Origin of the sequence: Paenibacillus turpanensis (genome assembly GCF_011421635.1) — a bacterium.
GTDB classification, from domain to species: Bacteria; Bacillota; Bacilli; order Paenibacillales; family YIM-B00363; genus Paenibacillus_AK; species Paenibacillus_AK turpanensis.
Genome location: NZ_WTLI01000037.1, coordinates 1 through 18,296, shown reverse-complemented (window position 1 = coordinate 18,296; position 18,296 = coordinate 1). Strand labels below are relative to the sequence as shown.

Annotated in this window: 12 protein-coding genes and 1 pseudogene; 1 reads left to right on the top strand and 12 read right to left on the bottom strand. The window is 48.6% G+C overall.

Features of this window, described 5'->3' with window-relative positions; all coding sequences use genetic code 11:
• Positions 1-84 precede the first annotated feature (84 nt).
• From GQS10_RS22240 to GQS10_RS22205, 8 genes are all read right to left on the bottom strand, one after another.
• Complete coding sequence (locus tag GQS10_RS22240; protein WP_166246407.1) at positions 85-1,368, bottom strand: cellulase-like family protein; 1,284 nt, start codon at positions 1,366-1,368, stop codon at positions 85-87.
• A 2-nt stretch (positions 1,369-1,370) separates the two neighbouring features.
• The gene (locus tag GQS10_RS22235; RefSeq protein ID WP_166246405.1) at positions 1,371-3,689 is read right to left on the bottom strand and encodes a beta-galactosidase; all 2,319 of its coding nucleotides are present in this window, start codon (positions 3,687-3,689) and stop codon (positions 1,371-1,373) included.
• Between the two features lie 47 nt (positions 3,690-3,736).
• Positions 3,737-4,540 (bottom strand): carbohydrate ABC transporter permease, encoded by an 804-nt coding sequence (locus GQS10_RS22230; RefSeq protein ID WP_166246403.1) that lies wholly within the window; start codon positions 4,538-4,540, stop codon positions 3,737-3,739.
• On the bottom strand, positions 4,537-5,481 hold the full coding sequence (locus GQS10_RS22225; protein WP_341805120.1) for a carbohydrate ABC transporter permease: 945 nt from the start codon (positions 5,479-5,481) through the stop codon (positions 4,537-4,539). Before GQS10_RS22225 ends, GQS10_RS22230 begins: the two co-directional genes overlap by 4 nt.
• Positions 5,482-5,545: 64 nt before the next feature.
• Positions 5,546-6,949, bottom strand: coding sequence for an ABC transporter substrate-binding protein (locus GQS10_RS22220; RefSeq protein WP_243735349.1), 1,404 nt, complete (start codon positions 6,947-6,949; stop codon positions 5,546-5,548).
• 91 nt (positions 6,950-7,040) lie between these two features.
• The gene (locus GQS10_RS22215) at positions 7,041-8,765 is read right to left on the bottom strand and encodes a sensor histidine kinase (protein ID WP_166246401.1); all 1,725 of its coding nucleotides are present in this window, start codon (positions 8,763-8,765) and stop codon (positions 7,041-7,043) included.
• Positions 8,765-10,348, bottom strand: coding sequence for a response regulator (locus GQS10_RS22210; protein ID WP_166246399.1), 1,584 nt, complete (start codon positions 10,346-10,348; stop codon positions 8,765-8,767). The genes GQS10_RS22215 and GQS10_RS22210 overlap by 1 nt, the downstream gene beginning before the upstream one ends.
• Before the next feature lie 126 nt (positions 10,349-10,474).
• Positions 10,475-13,807 (bottom strand): DUF5107 domain-containing protein, encoded by a 3,333-nt coding sequence (locus tag GQS10_RS22205; protein WP_166246397.1) that lies wholly within the window; start codon positions 13,805-13,807, stop codon positions 10,475-10,477.
• A 141-nt stretch (positions 13,808-13,948) separates the two neighbouring features.
• Here GQS10_RS22205 and GQS10_RS22200 point away from each other — a divergent pair, with 141 nt between their 5' ends.
• A complete protein-coding gene (locus tag GQS10_RS22200) occupies positions 13,949-14,872 on the top strand; it encodes an AraC family transcriptional regulator (protein WP_166246395.1) in 924 nt (307 codons plus the stop codon).
• Here the strand turns inward: GQS10_RS22200 and GQS10_RS22195 are convergent.
• The 4 genes and pseudogenes from GQS10_RS22195 to GQS10_RS22180 form a co-directional block, all read right to left on the bottom strand.
• Positions 14,837-15,091, bottom strand: a pseudogene (locus GQS10_RS22195) (hypothetical protein); the annotation flags it as partial. The gene GQS10_RS22200 and the pseudogene GQS10_RS22195 sit on opposite strands and share 36 nt — an antisense overlap.
• Before the next feature lie 374 nt (positions 15,092-15,465).
• Positions 15,466-15,759 carry a WXG100 family type VII secretion target gene (locus GQS10_RS22190; protein ID WP_166246393.1) on the bottom strand — a complete coding sequence of 98 codons (294 nt, stop codon included), beginning with the start codon at positions 15,757-15,759 and terminating at the stop codon, positions 15,466-15,468.
• A gap of 214 nt (positions 15,760-15,973) precedes the next feature.
• Positions 15,974-16,843 (bottom strand): hypothetical protein, encoded by an 870-nt coding sequence (locus tag GQS10_RS22185; RefSeq protein ID WP_166246391.1) that lies wholly within the window; start codon positions 16,841-16,843, stop codon positions 15,974-15,976.
• Positions 16,844-16,984: 141 nt separating this feature from the next.
• On the bottom strand, positions 16,985-18,296 hold a 1,312-nt coding region (locus GQS10_RS22180), incomplete at its 5' end, for a CHAP domain-containing protein (RefSeq protein WP_166246389.1).

Below are 18,296 nucleotides of genomic sequence, written 5' to 3'. Positions count from 1 at the left end.
GTCTCAGACAATGCGATTAACTTAATGACATTGGGCCCGAGGTCCCCTGCCCTGCCTGTTGAGACCGCTCAACAGGCTTTTTTCTTATACTTGCTTGATATAGCTGTTCCATCGCTGCTGCCAACTCACGTCCGCCCAAAACGGATGATGCGGCGCGCAGTTGGAGCATAACACCATCCCCCAGAAGCCCAGCTCCATCCCCATCCGGATCGCGTATTCCGCGATGGCCTTCCCGACAGGGCCCTCCTCAAACTGTGCAAGCAGCGGAGTATAACCGACATAGCCTTCCCCGATAACGATGGGAAGGCGATGATCGGCAGCCCAATCCGCCGCTTCCGCAAATCGCTCCTCTACCTTTTGCAGCATCGCATGTTTATGAAATGCATAATGCTCATAAAGATACAGGTCCCATTTTACCGGATCACACCAATCATGAAGATACAGCAGCTTGAGCCCTACCGGATTTTCGTGGAGCCGCCATTCCTCACCCGTAGGCAGCATGTATTGTTCAAACGGTGGAGCATCCTCGCGCAGCAGTGAACGGACGAGTCCATTCGGAAAAGCAATCGCCGGATTCCGAATGCCCGTCTCCTGCATGAGCTGTCCCAGTACCCCATTGATATACATGTGAAAATGAGCGACCTGCCCGTTCCCGGGAAGATAATCCTTAGAATACGGCTCATTCAACGTATAGCAGCCTGTAACCAGCAAATCCTCGTGCTGCTCCTGCAAATATCGCAGGGCTTCCTCCACGTAGGGCTTCGTATATTGGATCAACCGGCTGGACCGTCCATCCGTAATACCGGCCTCAAGCGCAACCTGTGTTAACCGCCCAAATTCAATCTCGTTATGCAGCTCCACATAAGCAATTCGGTCGGCGAGTCCTGCGGCTTTTACATCATAAAGCAGCTGGTCCATCGACCGGGCCAAAGCCATAAACCGTTCCTTCGGAGAGATAGCCAGCAGCTCCTCGAACAGCTCAGACGTCTTCAAAAAGCTCGGGCTTTGCTGATATTCCCAGGAGGAAAGAATCAAATAGCAGTCATACTCCCGAGCCAGCGCAAACAATTTCAACAGATGCTGATGTCCATCCAGCACCGCTCCGCCCTTGCAGTTATACCACCGGGTTCGGATGCCGACTTGCCCCAAATTGGAGAACGCCAGCGGACCTTGGCGGGGTCCATCTGCGGTAAACAGCAGGTACGGCATGGCACAAATCCGAATCGTGTTGTATCCTCGCTCCACCGCTTCCTGAAAGCATTTTTCCAAATCATGATACGGCTCTCCCGGCATGGTCATCGTATACCAAGAAAAATCCCACATCGTGATGGTCAGCCTGCGCGGAAGACGGTCCATTACTGCCGCCATGCTTATCCCTCCTGTCCCTTCCTTATCGCCGTTCGATAATAAGCAGTTGCATGTATAGATTGAAACTGTGCAATTTCCACCCCTTCGAAGCGTTCCACATAAGCCTGATTTACAAAGGCATGCACTTCCCCTTTACGAAGCGGCGTTATGGATAAAAGCAGCTGCTGGTCCCGAAGCTCCTGACGAAACTGCTTCAGCCCAATGAACCACGGTGCCCCGTATTGGATATGATCGGTGATCAAACGATCCCCCAAGTACGCACCTGCTACGTCCCCTTCGTACGAAATTTCCAGAAATACATCCTCTATATATGTAGGCCAATCCGTACTTACATCGATCAACGCAAAGCGCCGTGATGGATGCTCCACTTTCATTTGCGGTTCATAATGAGGGCAGCTTATCGTAAGCTCATGGAAGGCCCCAATCGGCCGCTGCTCATACTCACCTGCATTCAGTTCATAGGTGGCGGAAGAATCTCCTAAGAGCCAAAGCGAGAAGTCGGACCTCCCGGTGGAGGTACAAATTAGCCGCTCGTCTTTTACATAAAGATTCGCTTCACTAAGCACCAGCTGCTCCTCTCCCCAAAGATCAAAACGATACGCCTGCAGCGCCTCCACGCGGCTTAGAACAAGCACCTGCACCGAGCGGCCATCCGCTGCATGCAGAGTAATTCCGTGTTCCTTGCCGACGGACGGCTGAACCACCCAAGCGTGATCGTCACTTTTGATCACAGCACCCTCTGCCTCGATCAAAGCCACCGAATCCTTGGCAATGACAAGCTCAGGCGCAAGCCCCTCATGAGCAATAAACACATGCACGGGAGCATTCCGCCGCCGCAGAGTCGTCAAAGGCTGAACCGTGGTGCTCTTATAGTGCACCCCGTCCCGCTCCAAGTGAAACGGCAGGATCACACTCGCACCTTGTTTCAACGTAAAGGTACCTTTTTGCGGAAAGGATACCGGTCCCCGTGAGGTCTGCAGCTCAATCCTCACACCTTCATGCTTCCGCATTTCCACATGATCCTGAAAATTGTTTATAAACACGAAGCCGGCCCCATCCTGCTGCCTTACACACCACCGAAGCGGATCCGGATCGCTAGGTTCGATCCGGTCCTGCCCCTCCGGCAAATACGTCCCCATCGGGGCTAACATCGTTCCGAACGCTTCGAGAAACATGGCGATGGATCGAATCCGGTCATAGGAGCCGCCTACCCGGCCGAACTCCCCAAGCGGTGCCTGGTAATCGTAGGTCAGCTTAGGCAGGCCGGATTCGTTCAGAAAGCCTCGCTTACCCACCGGATTCGTGCCGCCGTGATACATGTAGTAGCCGAGCAGGTTGCTGCCGCTGGCCAGCTTCACCAGCGTCATCGCCTCTATGCTTTCCGGTGCAACGTACGGCCGGGCTTTATAGCTGACCTGCATCCCTCCCGCCATTTCGCAATAAGCGACGGGGTACTCTTTCGTGTTATAGTTCACCGGCTCGGCAGGAAGCGTGTGCAGATTGCGGAAAATATATTCCCCGCTCGGCGGCTGATTGGGGATCCACGGCGTGTAAGCATACCCGGCCAGCATCGGCAGCGTATCCGACTCCATCACGGCCGCGCCGCCCCAAGCTGTCGCCGTAAAAAACAGCGGGCGCAGCCCTGCCCCCTCGGCGATGCGGCGCAGCTCATTCAGATGCTCATTTCCGCCCGTACCGGAGGTAAGGTAAACACCGGGGGCGTAGCCCCATGCATCCAACGGAGCGCCGCAATGCATAAATTCATTTTCCAGCTGGATGCCGATGATCGGTCCCCCTTCTTGATAAAGGCTGCCGCCGCCAAGCTGTCTGGCGATCTCGCGATACAACCGTTCCACATAGCAGAGATATCGCTCATCATTGGAGCGCACCTCCAGCGGCTTGTCAAACAGCCAGTCGGGCAGGCCTCCGTTGCGAACCTCCCCATGGCAGAACGGGCCGATCCGTAAAATCAACGGAAGCTCATGCTTCGAGCAAAGATCGATGAAATGCCGTAGATTGCGGTCCCCATCCCACCGAAACCGTCCTTCATCCTCCTCATGGTGATTCCAGAACACATAGGTGGCGGCTATCGATACGCCTCCCGCCTTCATCTTAAGGAGCTCTTCCTCCCAATATAAATGGGAGAACCTCGAGAAATGAAACTCTCCCACGACAGGAATGACCGGCGCATGATCACGTGTCATGTAGAAGCTCGTAAAACCAAAGGAACGGCCATTCGGGTTCGTTCCGTGATTGCGAGCCATTTTTCCCGGAGAAATTTCTTTGTTGGCCACATTCACATTTATTTCCAGTACACTCATCGCAATCCCTTCCCCCTGTTTCCGCTTATCGTACGTATATCGCCGTGTCAGCCTTTTACCGCTCCCGCTGTAATGCCTTTAATGAACGTCCGGCTGCCGAGCAGGAATAGGATCAGCACCGGAATGGTAGACAGAGCAAGCGCCCCCATCCGTGCTCCGTAATCCGTTCTGTGGACGAACCCTAATGTCGAAACAAACAACGGGATCGTATAATTTTCATCGTTATTAATGGTGACGAGCGGCAGCAGGTAATTGTTCCACGACCAAAGAAACACAAGGGTGGATAATGTCGCAAGCCCCGGTTTTATTAACGGCATCACAATGTTAAATAAAATGCGAGGCTCGGAGGCTCCGTCGATTCTTGCACATTCGATAATTTCATTCGGAACCGTATCCCGAATAAACTGCACCATGAAGAACGCCCCGAACGGCCATGCGCTCCAAATTAAGATTACCGGTAGCAGCGTATTGCCCAGCCCCAGGCTCCTCATTTCAATGACATAGCCGATTAATCCGACCTGGGCCGGAACCATCATCGTCAATATAATAAAGTAATTTAGAAAGCCTTTAAGCCTAAACTGGTACTTCGCCACGGCATAGCCGATTAAGGTTGCCGTGAGCACCCCGATAAGGACGGAGGAAAGGGATACGAGTAAGCTGTTGCCATAGACCTTGAGGAAATTCGTTTTGAATACGGTCTGCAGGTTTTCCACCAAATAGTCCGACGGGAGCAGCGGCAGTCCTTTGAAAATATCCTCCGAATAATACGTGGACATCATCAGCATGACGTAAAAGGGGAACAGTGAAATGAGCGTCACCACGCCTAGAAAGATCCATTTGACTACTTTCATGCTTTATCCCCCTTCCCCATGGACAGCTTGTAGCTCGCGACCGAAAACAGCACAATAATGACGAACAAGGCATAAGCAATAGCCGAGCCGTAGCCAAACTTTATGTTCATGAAGGAGTCATTCACGAACTTCCAAATGACGGTCAGCGCCGCATTATCGGGCCCGCCCACTTGATTGGCCGTCCATCCGCCGTACAGCAGCTTCGGTTCATCAAACAGCTGCAGCCCTCCGATCATCGAGGTCACAACGAGAAACACCGTGATGTTTCTGAGCATCGGCAACGTAATGCGGATAAAGGTGTGAACACCCGAGGAGCCATCCACTTTGGCAGCCTCATAAATATCCTGCGGAATCGCCGTCATCCCGGCCAAGTAAATCGCTAGGAAGTACCCTAAGTTGCGCCAAACGATCATCACCGCAATGATCACGCGGGACAGCCACGGATCCTGAAGCCAGTAGACGCCCTCATTCAGCGCGCCGAGCTTCAACAAAATGCTGTTCACAATCCCGGTCTGCCAATCGAACATAAACGAAAAAATGAATCCAATGGCAACGGGAGTCGTGATATAGGGCAGGAAATTGGCGGTTTGGAAAAACATTCTTCCCTTCGCCATATTGAAAATAAGATATGCGAGCACCATGCCGCCCAAAATCATTACTGGCATTGACATGAGCATAATAACAATCGTGTTATAAAGCGATTTGTAAAATAACGGGTCCTTCGTAAAGAGCGTAATATAATTCGCTAACCCGACAAATTGCTTATCGCCGACCCCGTTCCAATCGTGGAAGCTTAAATAAAACGAATACAGAATCGGATAAAATTGAAAGGCAGCATAAAACAGCACAAAGGGCAGCGAGAAAAGATATGGCCATAGCTTCATGCCGGAGCGCTTCGCACGTGTCTTTACCGCCGTTTGAGCTTGGACCTGAGCATTCACAAGTATCCCCCCTTAGAATCAAAAGGGTGAAAAAACCTGCGCTTTTTCACCCTGACCCTATCGATTAATGAACCGTCGCTTCGGGAGCTAGATTTTTAACCTCGGCTTTGAATTTCTCCAGCGCTGCGTTCGCGTCGATACTCGTATCCTTCATCCACAGCGGGAAGAGGGAACCAAACACAGTGGCCACGATCGAATCGTATTTGGTCTGCGTTGCGCCCTTCACCTCCGGCACGATTTTGTCGTAGAAGGTTAAGCTCAGGTTTTGATCGCCAAAATATTTGTCGAGCTCCGAGCCCTTCTCCAGCCAATCTCTATGCTTCTCGAAGAAAGAAGTAATGCCCGGCATATTGCCGAACTTGTTATAATTGATTTCCATGCCTTCACTGGATAAGTAGCAGAAGTAAATGTAAGCCCATGCCGCTTCTTTGTTTTTGCTGCCTTTGTATACACTTACCGAAGTGCCCCCGTAAGTGAACCCGCCTTCCGGTGCAGCCATCAAGCCCCAGCGGCCGATGCCGTCAGGATCATTCGCCTGTACGTTCCATTTCGGGCTCCAAGGCGCCATCGGATAAAAAATGTTATCGCCTTTCGCGAACGAAGCGTTCCAGCCCGGCGTATAGCCCTCGTATTTACCTAAAATTCCGGCGTCTCGCATAGCGAACAGCGTTTCGAACGGCTTCTTCATACGCTCTGTAAGATTGATCGTTGTTCCGTTAATGTAAGCTGTTTCCGTCTGACCTTTAATTACCCGGTACGCATCGTCAAAGCTGGCGATCATCGTTACCGCCCCGCCGCTCTTTTCCTTTACCTCGATCCCCTTCTTGATGAAAGCATCCCAATCCGTAAGAATCTTGGAAAGAGCTTCTGGATCGCTGGTGCCTAAGTATTTCTCAGCCAAGTCTCTGCGGTATCCGAGTCCGGCAGGTGTGATCGACTGATCCACCCCAACCAGCTCACCCTTTGTGTTAGACAGCAGCGGCGGCAGGTAGCCCAGCAGCTGATCCTTCGAGAAGTTATACGGTGCTTTCTCCAGGTTGTCGAGAACACCAAGGTCAAACAACTGGCCGCGGAAATTCATTTCCCCTAGGATCACGTCCGGCACTTCCGAGCCGGAAGCAATCCCGCTTTGCAGCTTTTGCATATAGTCGTTGTTATTAACAACGGTGTATTTCACCTTGATGTTCGGAAATACCTTATTAAATTCCGGAACCATCGTGTTGAGGAACGCCTCATCCCAGTCCCACACCACAATTTCTCCCTTCAAATCCGTTGGCATGCCCCCAAGCTTTGGAGCATTCGATGCTCCGCCGGACGCGCCGGCGTCCCCCGAGTTCGAGCCGCCGCTGTCGCTGCTGCCAGCACCGCTGCCCGCCCCATTTCCTGAACAGCCCGACAGTACAACTGCCAGCATAAGAACCGCCGCAAGCAGCACAATATATCCTTTACCGATCATGCTACGAACCATTTAAACCCCTCCATCTGTTTTGAAATCGTTTACATTATTGATGTTATCATCCTCGCAATCGCTGAAAAATGTTACAATTCGGTTATTTTGTTCACGATTCGGTGATTCCGGCTGTCACGGCTTGTACGTTTGGTGCAGACAGCGGCAGGTAAATCGTCACCTTTGTTCCCTCCTCGGGGATGCTTAAGAGCTCGATTCCCGCTTGATTCCCGTAATGAAACTGCAATCGCTCGCGAATATTTTGCAGCCCGATCCCCGTCGAAGCACTCGCCGCCGCTTCCCCCGTTTTCGGCAGGCCCATCCCGTTATCTTCAACAGCGACATAAAGCAGCTGCCCTTCCTCCCAAGCGGATATCGTAATGCAACCCTCCTTTTCCAAAGGGAAGATCCCATGGTATAACGCATTTTCCACCAGCGGCTGCAGCATCATACGAAGGACGGTGCAGCGTAGCAGACGTTCAGGGATATTCCATTCTAGACGGAAGCGATCCGGATAGCGGTAGCTTTGAATGCTGCTGTATTTTTTGACGATATCGAGTTCTTCCGCCAATGTGGAGAACAAGGCCTCGTCGCCAATTTTGATCGTATCCTGCAGCATATCGATCAACGAGGTCGTAATGGTGACCGTCTCTTTATTTCGCCCCGCATGAGACAAATAAATGACCGTATTCAGCGTGTTGTAGATAAAATGAGGGTTCATTTGCGATAATAATAAATTTATCTGCATATTGCGCTTAATCTTCTGCTCATACACGAGAGAGTCGATGAGACTTTTCAAATCAGCCATCATACGATTAAAGCCGTTGCCCAGCAGCTCCATTTCATCGCCGCTTTTGATTTGAATTGCTGCGTTCAAGTCTCCTACCGACACCCGCTTCATCGCTCGTACCAATTGTGAAATCGGCCTCGTAATATTTACTAGCAGCGGAAGCAGCACCAGCAGAACGAAGGCCAAGCTCGCTGCCGCGATCCATAAATAAACGATAAAAATGTTATTTATCCTTTCATACAGCCTCGACTTTGAAATAATGGCGACCTGCTTCCAGCCTCCGTTCACCGTCGTGTCTACAATTTCAATGAAGCGGTTCTGGTGCCCGGCTGCGGACCAGTCGTCCTTCGACGGCTGACTGTTAAACAAAGGCGTCCCATTCGAATGAAACAGCAGCAGTTGTTCAAAATCTTTGCTGCTTTGAGAGAACACATTGGCGATCTCCTTAACGCTTACATCAAGCACAATATAATAACGAGCCTCTTGAAGATCTTGAAAATTTTTATAACCGATCACATAGCTGATTACCTGCTGATTTCGGTTCAGGAAAATAAAATCATGCGGGACTGAAAAGCGTGTCGTATTGCTCCCGTCCTGAAATGAGGTGAACCATGGCTGGCGCAAATACTCTTTATAATAGTTTTCATAGCCCTGATAATTGGAAAACACTTCGCCGTCCGGCCGAATAATCATCACATTCAACAGTCCCGAATTCATGGCGGGAAAGTTCATCAGCTTTTCCTTCACTCTCACCTTTTTAAAATAACTTTGCTCATACGTCTCATCCGGCGTTTTCACCATAAGCCCGTTCATTTGGGCATCACTAATCATATACTCCGCAGTTTCCACTAACCGGTCTTGAATTTTATTGATCAAAAGAGCGTTCTGCTCCAGCTTCGTCGTATTGTCCCGCACGGCCTGCTCTCTCATGATTTCGGTCACATAGGAGTAGGTGATCCAGCTGCTTGCCAATAATGAAATGGAGATGATCATGACGGTTACCAAAATAATTTTCGTTCTGATTTTGACTCGAAGCCGGCTTCCCATCAGGAATGCTTCCTTTCCGAGTAGGCTAGCGGGTGAAGCCCCGTCGCTCTTTGAAATACCTTGCTGAAATAATGACTGCTGCGATAACCCACCTTCTCAGCAACCTCGTAAAGCTTGTAATTCCCTTTGGAAAGGAGCTGCTTGGCCTTATCGATGCGCAAATCCGTGAGGTAGTCCAATACAGTACGCCCCGTATCATTTTTAAAGCAGTGCCGCAAATGATCGCCGCTGATATGCAGATGCTCCGCAATTTGCTCAATCGTGATTTCCTCTGCAAAATGCTGCTGCATATATTGAATCGCCTTCCGCACCTTCGGTGAATACCCGCAAGTTTCCGCGCCGTCCCCTTCCAGCAGTGCTTTAAACTCCCCCGTAAACCATTGGGAAATTCCTTGGATCGTCTTCCAATGTTCCGTTTCCACAGCTTTTTCATTTGTACCCTCCTTTACCGAGGGCAGGCCTTTATTGGATCGGAGCTTTTCAAGCTCATCAGTCAAAAGCTTGCAGACGTTCTGCAGTGAATCAGGCTGCATGGACGTTTTAACGGAGTTAAACAAAAGGCGGAGCTGTTCCTCCAGCTTTCCGAGCTGAATACTGCCGATGCAGTCCTTAACGCCCCTTATGTACTGCTCAATCTGCTGTGCTGCGGCTTCAGCTGCCGCTTTCGGACGAATTCCTTCCTCGTAATACCCCCAGACCCGATCCGGTCCATGGAAAATGCGCATGCTTAGCAGCTTCTGCGTTTGTTCCGCCGCCTTGCCGAGCTGACAAATATCAGTGAAAGGCGCAGAGAAAGCCGCCGATACCGTGCCGCAGCCTTGCTGTTCACGAAACGACTGCTTCAGCACATAAGACGCATGAAACAGCATTTCATTCACCTGAAGCTGACTTGAAATGCCGGATGAGATGAGCAGAATTCCCAGTCGTTGTCCGCCTAAAGGAAAGGTTTCGGCGATATATAGCGGCTTCGGAACCTGAATTCCCCGGAGCTCGGATACTCGTTCAGCATCTATATTTTGATTAGACCTCTCCCCCAGAACCGGGAAGCCTACATCCGCTTCTACCGCAATGAAAAAATACTGGCTGCCGTATTGGGACAAATGGATGGTAAGCGTTTTCAAATCATCGCCGGATGGCTGCTTCCCCTCGACGATGCCCGTCAATATGGGCTTGCTCAGCTTTTTCTGAACGGTCCTTTCCTGCATGATTTCCTCCCGAATGCGCCGCAATTCCTGACTTAAGCTTTCCGGTGTGAGCTCATGCTTGACCAAATAATCGAAAACCCCGAGCTTTAAGGAGCGTTTTACATAATCAAATTCTTTGTACGACGTTAATACAACGATTTTGGCTTTACAGCCCGCTTCGAGAAGCTTTTCGCTAAACTCCAGTCCATCCATTACCGGCATGCGAATATCGACGAACATTACATCCGGATTTAAAGCTGCTGCCAGCTCCAGCCCCTTGCGGGGATGCACCGTTTCACCGACCACCTCAAAGCCGTGTTCGTCCCAATCAATTAATGCTTTTAAATGTTGAATGGCTAAAATTTCATCGTCGATAATAAACACCTTCAGCTTCTGCACGATCCTTCCCTCCAGCGGCTTCGTTACCAACATTAAAACATAGAACCGATACGCGGCATATGGTGTATTGGAAAATATCGCTGCGTTAAGAGCAGCTCCGTATGTAACGAAGCTGCCCGGTATCTATTATTCCAAATGCGACAGTGCGCCTTGATGGCTGGGATCGAGCTGCAGCACTGCTTTTAGGAATTGCTGAGCCTTCTTCTGTTGGCTGAGACCAAGATAACCTAGTCCTATCATGTAATAACAGTGGATTCGGTTCCGCAAGTTGAGGTCATCGTCAAAAACGAGGAAATCCGGAAGAGAAACGGCAAAATAATCGATCTTGATTTCGTCAAACAGATGGCGTTCTCCGTAATCGACCAGCTTGTTGAACCGGCGCCGCGCTTCTCCCTCCTGGCCCAGCTTCAAACAAGCCAAGCCCTGATAATAGATGAGATCAGGCGGACTGTCGTTGTAGAACATAGCGGAAGCCGGCTCCTCCTGCCCTTGCGAGGCAGCTGCAAATGCTTTCCCCGCCCTTTCCCGATCTCCTACCCCCTCGTAACAGCACCCGAGGTAATAGTAGATATGATTTTCTTGGGCCCCGGCGAGCTTCCCTTCCCCTAAATTTTCCGGATAGACCTGAGCCTGCTGCAGCGCGGCAAGCGCCTCCGAATATCGGCCTTCCTGCAAAAGCGTTTTGCCGATTTGCACGAATGAATTGACGTATTGTCCGGTCACCTTGCCTTCCCCGCCTTCCCAGGGATGAAACTTCCGCTGCAGGAGCAGCTTCAAAGCGGCTTGGTGCTGCTTCAGGCTGTTGTGGAGAGTGACATATTCCAAGTAGAGATCGTCTCTCGCTTGAACGAGGCTGAGGTGTTCCGCCAGCTTTTCCAGCCTTTCGCGAGGAATGATGCCCAGCTTTTTGTACAGCTGGTCGAGCTCGTAGAATACTCTGGCATCGTCAGGGTTGCAGCGGAAAGCCGCTTCCATGCTTACCCTCGCTTTCTCTGCGTCGTGGAGCTTGTTGTAGTAAGCTAGGGCCAAATTACGGTGAACCGTTGCAAAGGTCGCGTCGGCTTCCCGGGAGGCTTCCCAATGCCGAATGGCATCTGCGGCTCTCTTCTTGTCGTACAGTAAATTACCAAGGTAATAGTGCGCCTTGGCGTCTTTTGCGTTGTAATGGATTGCAGCCTCAAGCACCGCCAGTTCAAAAAGCGTATTCGGAAAACAGTAATCCGGAACGGCCTCTGATCCCAAGCGGAAATAACTCGCTGCCTCCTCCAGACGTCCCATCGCCTTCTCTAGATAGCCTAGTGTATAGAAAACCATCGGATAAACCGTGCCTCCGCCGTTCCCCTCCACGTTTCGCATTCCTAGTTTCGCTGCTTCAGTATATAGGCCGCACTCCGCGTAGTCAGCTGTAAGCGCCAAAACATTATGGACATCTCCACGGGTCAAGCTGTGGAATTCGCTCTGTTTGCGGATAGCTCGCTCCCGTTCATCCATCTCCTCATAAATAAGGGCCATTTCGAACAATGCACCAAAATCAGCAATATCCAAACGTAACGTTTCATTTGCATATTCCAGCGCCTCATCCCATCTTGCCAGCTTACGAAGCAGTGCCGTCTTTAGATGCCTCGCTTTATAATTCCGCGCATTGCGTAGCAAGGACCGCTCTACATGCTCCATGGCCTCGTGATAGCTGCCCCGAGAACATGAAATTTGCGCCAAAGCAAAATAACCGCTGTCCTGCCATGCGGCCGACCATACTGCTTTATGAAAGGCACGATACGCCTCATCCATGCGACCCTGCAACTTCAAGGACAGTCCCAGCTGATAATAAGCCTCACTGTCATAAGGATTCGGATTTCTCCACGTCAGGGACGTAACCGCTTTGCGGAAATGCCGCTCGCTTTGTTCATATAACCCCCGCCGCCGCAGCAGCGTCCCGTAAGCAATATGAATTCGGCTGTCACCGGCATCCCGCTTCAAGCCTTCCAGATAATAAGCTTCCGGCTCAAAGGTCGCATGGCGATATTGCTCGAGATGCAGCCCGGCCAAATACAGCTGTTCATTGGTTGTTAGCTCTTCCGGCTCGGGCATCGGCTTTGCCGCATCAGGCACACGCTCAATCTGCGGCTCCTTCGGCTGGTAGCTGATCAAGACACGCCCGCTTCGGTCTTGAACCTTCACTACTAAATCATGCGCCTGATCCTCCCCATCTAATGCAACTACCGTTTGGAATGTTATTGTTGGAGACAGCGATGCACATTCGGACACATAAGTACTCTTTTTCCCTTTAAAAATGATTCGGGCATCCTCGATTTCATAGGTGGCATATACTTGAACAACTGCCTGCCGCAACGATTCGTCCACTTCTACATTTACCGCTGCATCAATGGATGCATTTTTCACAACACCGATATGTTTATAGGGCATAAAGTATTGCTTGAACGACTTTTCCTCATAGGGCTGAAGCCAAGTGAAGTCCGGCTGATTATCGGTGTAGACTCCTGTCATCAATTCAATATAGGGGCCGTCCTCATCCGTCAAATTTCGATCCCAAGCCTGTCCGAAGTCTCCATTCCCCCACGTCCACTGCTTTTTGCCGGGTGAAATATGATGATCCGCTACATGCAGCAAGCCTGCTTGAACGCCATGATCGTAACCGCCCACAAAGTTATAGTCGGATTTATAAGCCATGTAAGAAGTAGGCACGGGGATGTTCTTGTAGCGCGAAATATCGACGCCTTCGGAATAGTCCGTCTTGTAATAGGTCCCCGTTGCAATGGGAAATCTCGATACATCCCGCTTCCCGTGATCGAACACTGCCGTTACATCCGGAGGAAATACGGACTGCGTATGCTCATTTACGGCTACGGCCGGATTAGCCCACCATAGGAAGGTTTGGGGCTCGGGAGTGCGATTGTACAGCTGCACGGCGATCTCCAGATACGCCTTCTCCGGATACAAGGTATAGCCTGCCGTCATTTTCGTCCCGTACATCCGGTCGATCTCGCTCACCCACACCGTGGCGCTGCCATCCTCATTTTCCGTGCAGCGGTATTCAACAGGTCCGAATGTATTCGGCCGATGATGCTGAGGCCAGTTAAATTCGATTCCGCCGGAAATCCAAGGCCCGGCTAAACCGACTAGAGCGGGCTTGATGACTCGATTGTAATATACAAAATCGTAATGATTCGTTTTATCTAGTGCACGATAAATTCGCCCGCCGATTTCGGGCATGACCTCAATCCGCAAATATTCATTTTCCAAAACGATTATGGTGTAAGGCTTCGGCGCTTTCTCGTCTTCAATCTTATCGATCACCGGATGCGGATACACACGCCCGGAGCTGCCTTGATAGACCCGCTTCTCCAGGAACATCGGATTTTTATCTGCTTTGCCGACGCCGTAGGTAGGAATTTCTACGATCTCCTCCCCTATGCGTACAGGTTGCTTGGCCTCAGTCATGCCGCTCACTCCTTGCTTCAAGTTCTTAGGAGTAGCATACCTGCAAACCGATCAAATCAAAATTGACGAAACCCTGTAAATGATGGACGATATTCTTATAAAATAAAATAATTCACGATGAATCCGTAAAGGGGAAAAGACTTGGTTACGGAAGCTATTCAAAAACCAGATGGCTTTGCATCCGAAAAGCTGTTTGTGCTGCCCGAAACGGTGGAAACCACGTTGTCCAAACAATGCTTAACACATGACTTATATATAACGGATATCGGCTATTTTCCACATGCGAAATACCATTACCGGGAGCGATCCGAAGGCTGTGAGGCTCATATTTTCATGTATTGCGCCGAGGGGATGGGCTGGGTTGAGCTAGGGGAACCGGGTACAAGCCTAGACAAGGATACGCCAGCTCCGCACTACAAAGTGACGCCGCAAACGCTCGTTATGATCCCTTCCGGCACGCCTCACCGTTATGGTGCAAGCAACACAAACCCATGGAGTATTTACTGGTTTCACCTAAAAGGAAATCATGTGGAGGAGCTGCTCACTTTGTATCAGCTGCAGGAATTTCTACACAGTCTATCCTGGACGGCATCGGTGAAGCTGACCGAAGGCTTTGAGCAATGCTATCAACTGCTTATTGGAAAGCCCTTTTTGTACACGCATCATGCCCATGCTTCGCAAACGATGCGTCTTCTTATCAGCAGTCTGGGCATGTCCGCCTCGGGCCAAGCCGGCAAAAAAATCGATATTTACTTAGAACAGGCCATCCACTTTATGACCGAACATATGGGAAAAACAATCAAGCTTGATGAGATCGCCAGCTATATCGGGCTTTCCAAGCAGCATCTAACGTATGTATTTAAAGAGGCCACCGGTATGCCGCCCATGGATTACTTTCTGCGAATGAAAATGCAGCGCGCCAGTCAGCTGTTGGATTTAACCGGATTAAGCGTCAAAGAAGTGGGAGCGGCTGTAGGGATTCATGATCCGTATTATTTTTCCAGATTGTTCAAGAAAGTGATGGGCACATCACCGACTCATTATCGAAGTATTTTGAAAGGATAGGCTGGGGGGTAGATCTTTTAATAATCGCTTCACGATCAATTCGTAGTCATCCTTTAAAATTCCGGGGGCAAATTCTTGAGGCAAATCATCAAAATCAGGAATAGGCGCTCCTTCTGGAATTCCTTCGATTACTTGAAAAGGCTGGCCGTTCTCGGGATTTGTTCCTTTCCAGATCAAAGCGATGTCTTTATAAACAGTGTCACTCCACGTGTAAGGCACACTGTTTCTCAACTTGTCATCTCGTATACTCGCATTTTGTGCGTACTTTTTTCACCAAATTGTTTTGGATCGCCGTGTGCGGGTATCGGCAGCTTGATCGGAAGCTTGGTAATTCTTTTATACAATGCTACCCCTCCTCTTCCATCATGGGAATTCCCCCACATGAACATGAAAAGTTGAGAATGTACTAGTATCGATATGTGCAGTGGTTTTATTTGCGGATATCAAAGAGCCGATCGATCATCAGGAAATGTCCCTGAAAATCGGTCGGCTCCATCGTGTACGATAAGTTAGCGGGATTGTTTGGATTGAGTCTGATAAAGTCGGCTTAAATCTAGTCTCCAGTGTCCAAACATAAATCTAGTCTTATTTTATTAGAAGTTGTTTTGCGATTGAACAATGTTTTCAGACAGTTGCGAGTAGTTATCCGCAACCTTAATCATATGTTTGGACAGGTTGTCAAGCAGCTCGCCAAAGGAACGGAAAGTTGGGTCCATTTGCTGAACCTTCATTTTGAAATCGGATGCCGCCTTATCGCTCCAAACCGTATCCAAATCCTCGATAATCCGTTTTACATCTGCGATCAACGTTTCAAAAGATTCGTGCTTGCGTGCAACTACGTTACCTTGGTTCCGTAAACCTTCATAACTTAACTTGAGTTCTGCCAACTTTACCATCTCCTATTTAAAATATTGGTATAAAGTACATATAAAGTATACCCTTTTGAAATAGGCCGTCCAATTGACTTTCGACTCAAAATTTACACTATTTCCCATGTAAATAACTGGGGAATATAGACTAGAAATCTAGGATTTTCACGTGCCTTTTTATTCCATTTCTATGCTAAAAGCCATATGATTGCTGCTCTTGAGACCTTAGATTTTAATTAAATATTCTATTTAAAATATATGTTCCGGAAAACTCTCCTGCATCACTTATGGAAACCAGCAGCGTACCGTCATCCGATATACTTAACTCACCTGTTACCTTTCGTCCGATATCCTTGGAATCAAAAGTAAAGGACCCATTATCTTCATCTGATATATACAAATTGGTTTTAATCAGCAGCCTCCTTTTTGTCTCTGTTTCAATCAATAAATCGATATAATTCGATATTCCTATTTCATCAATTTCTAATTTCAAATGAGCCGATTTCTTGCCTGTAACTCCCCAATTACCTTCTACTAGTTTGAAGGCTGTAATATGGGATATTGGTTCTACCTTCGGTTCGATGCCTGATCCATATAGCTGATCATTATAGGATTGAGACACCTTGATAATCGTATTCTTCCCCTCTTCCGTGCTAATTCGGTATATTCCATTCGCGGCGGGAAATCGTTCTTTGTCCAGGCCCTCATACTGAAAGCCGACTTGAACGTCTACATACTCTTCTGTTTCCTTGTAAATGCTGAATTCGCCGTACGGATCCAAAAAATACATTCCTTCATGGTCCCGGTATAAACCACAGGCTTCGTTCGTACAAACAATGTTATGAGTTGACAATATGTAGGTTAGAATATCTGGGCTAAAGTATTTCGATAGTTGTGCTTCAAGTTCAACTCGGTTTGCCTTTGCCAATCCATAAATTGGAGAAACACCGTAGTAGCCGATCAACTCTTCTCCACCACCCTCCTTCCATTTTTGTATTGCAGCTTCAGATTCTAAAATAATGCGTTTTGCTTCATCTAGATTTATCTTCCCATTTTCCATAGTAAACTCAGTTAAATCTTTTCCTTCAGATGGAGTATTCATCGTCGCTACTTCTCCTCTCTCCAATCTGCATCCGCCCAAAATTATTAAGAACAGGAATATAGGAATCACAGTGAAAACGGCTAAATATCTTCTCTTCACATTAATCTCTCCACTTCACTAGAATACCTGCCTCTTTCCATCCTAGCGGTTTCGATGCCTACTTCCGAAGGTCGCATCCGCATCAGTTGAACCATAGCCGCTCCCCCCCGTTACCCCGTAACCTAGAATATAAGGATCAGACAAATAATATTTTCTCCGTTTCACTGCATCACTTGTATTTCCTTCAATAGTGTATACAACCCCTTCTTTAAGGTCGTAACCCGTTACAATTCCAACATGATGCTGACCACTCGTATTTTTGAAAAAGATGACATCTCCAGCATTTGGTTTATAATCAGAACTGCGGGTCATATAACTATCTTTATCCTTAAACCATTGTACTCCGTCCGTTACTCTTGCGAATTTAGGTACTTCCGTACCGAGAACTCCCGCTTGATCAGCAATCCAAGAAACAAACATAGCACACCAAGGCTGGCCATTTAAACCGTACCATTTCCCGTAGGGTGTCATATTGTTTCCTTCTTTGGAATCCGGACTGTTTTTAGCCTCCACAAACCCCTTTTCCAATTCCTTTTCTGCTACAGATAAGAAAGCATCAATTTTCTTTTGTAGCGGAGACTGGTTTGGACTCGATTGGTTATTTGGCGAATCAATTGGATTTGATGGCTCATTTCCGTTATCCGAATCAGTTGATGATGGACTCTCGCTTCCACTCCCAGAAACTGTTGCTTCTAATGATTTGAGCATAATATAAACCCCTGGTTGCTTGTCCTTAACGCTTGGGTTATATACTCCGTCCGAAGTATACTTTCCAGATGTATATACATTCGTTCCGCTATATACATATGGACTTACTACATCCTTGTTATAGTATCCCCATCCATTGTACTGTTCAGCGAAGGTCAGCATGGCGACAATGTCATTGGAGTCGGCAGTAAGACCGAAGGTATTGCCCTTACTCTTTATTTGTCTTTGAATGGCGTCAACTGCGGCATCGATAAAATTATCAAAATAGATACCGGCGGGCACCTTGGTTGTCGTTTGTCCTAACGGCTCCCCGTTGTGTAAATAAGTTTTAAAATTCCCGGATGATTCGCGGTAGTGCAGTGCTGCAATCAATTGCGGGGGTATGTTGGTTTTTTCGGCTATTTTTTCATAAGTCTCTTTGTTCTCCTTGTATTTTTCAGCAAACTTTTTTAGCTGCCCACCAAATTTATCTATGTCTATCGTATGAATCTTACTTACTAAATCTCTCTCATATTCATATTTAACACCTGCATTTTTAAGCTGTCCCCCTGTTTCATCGTAACCCACCTTACCAACGGGTCTCTTCGCGATCGCCGAAATATCGATGGTTGCGCCCTCTTTAAGCAGCTTTAATGCAAGATCATAT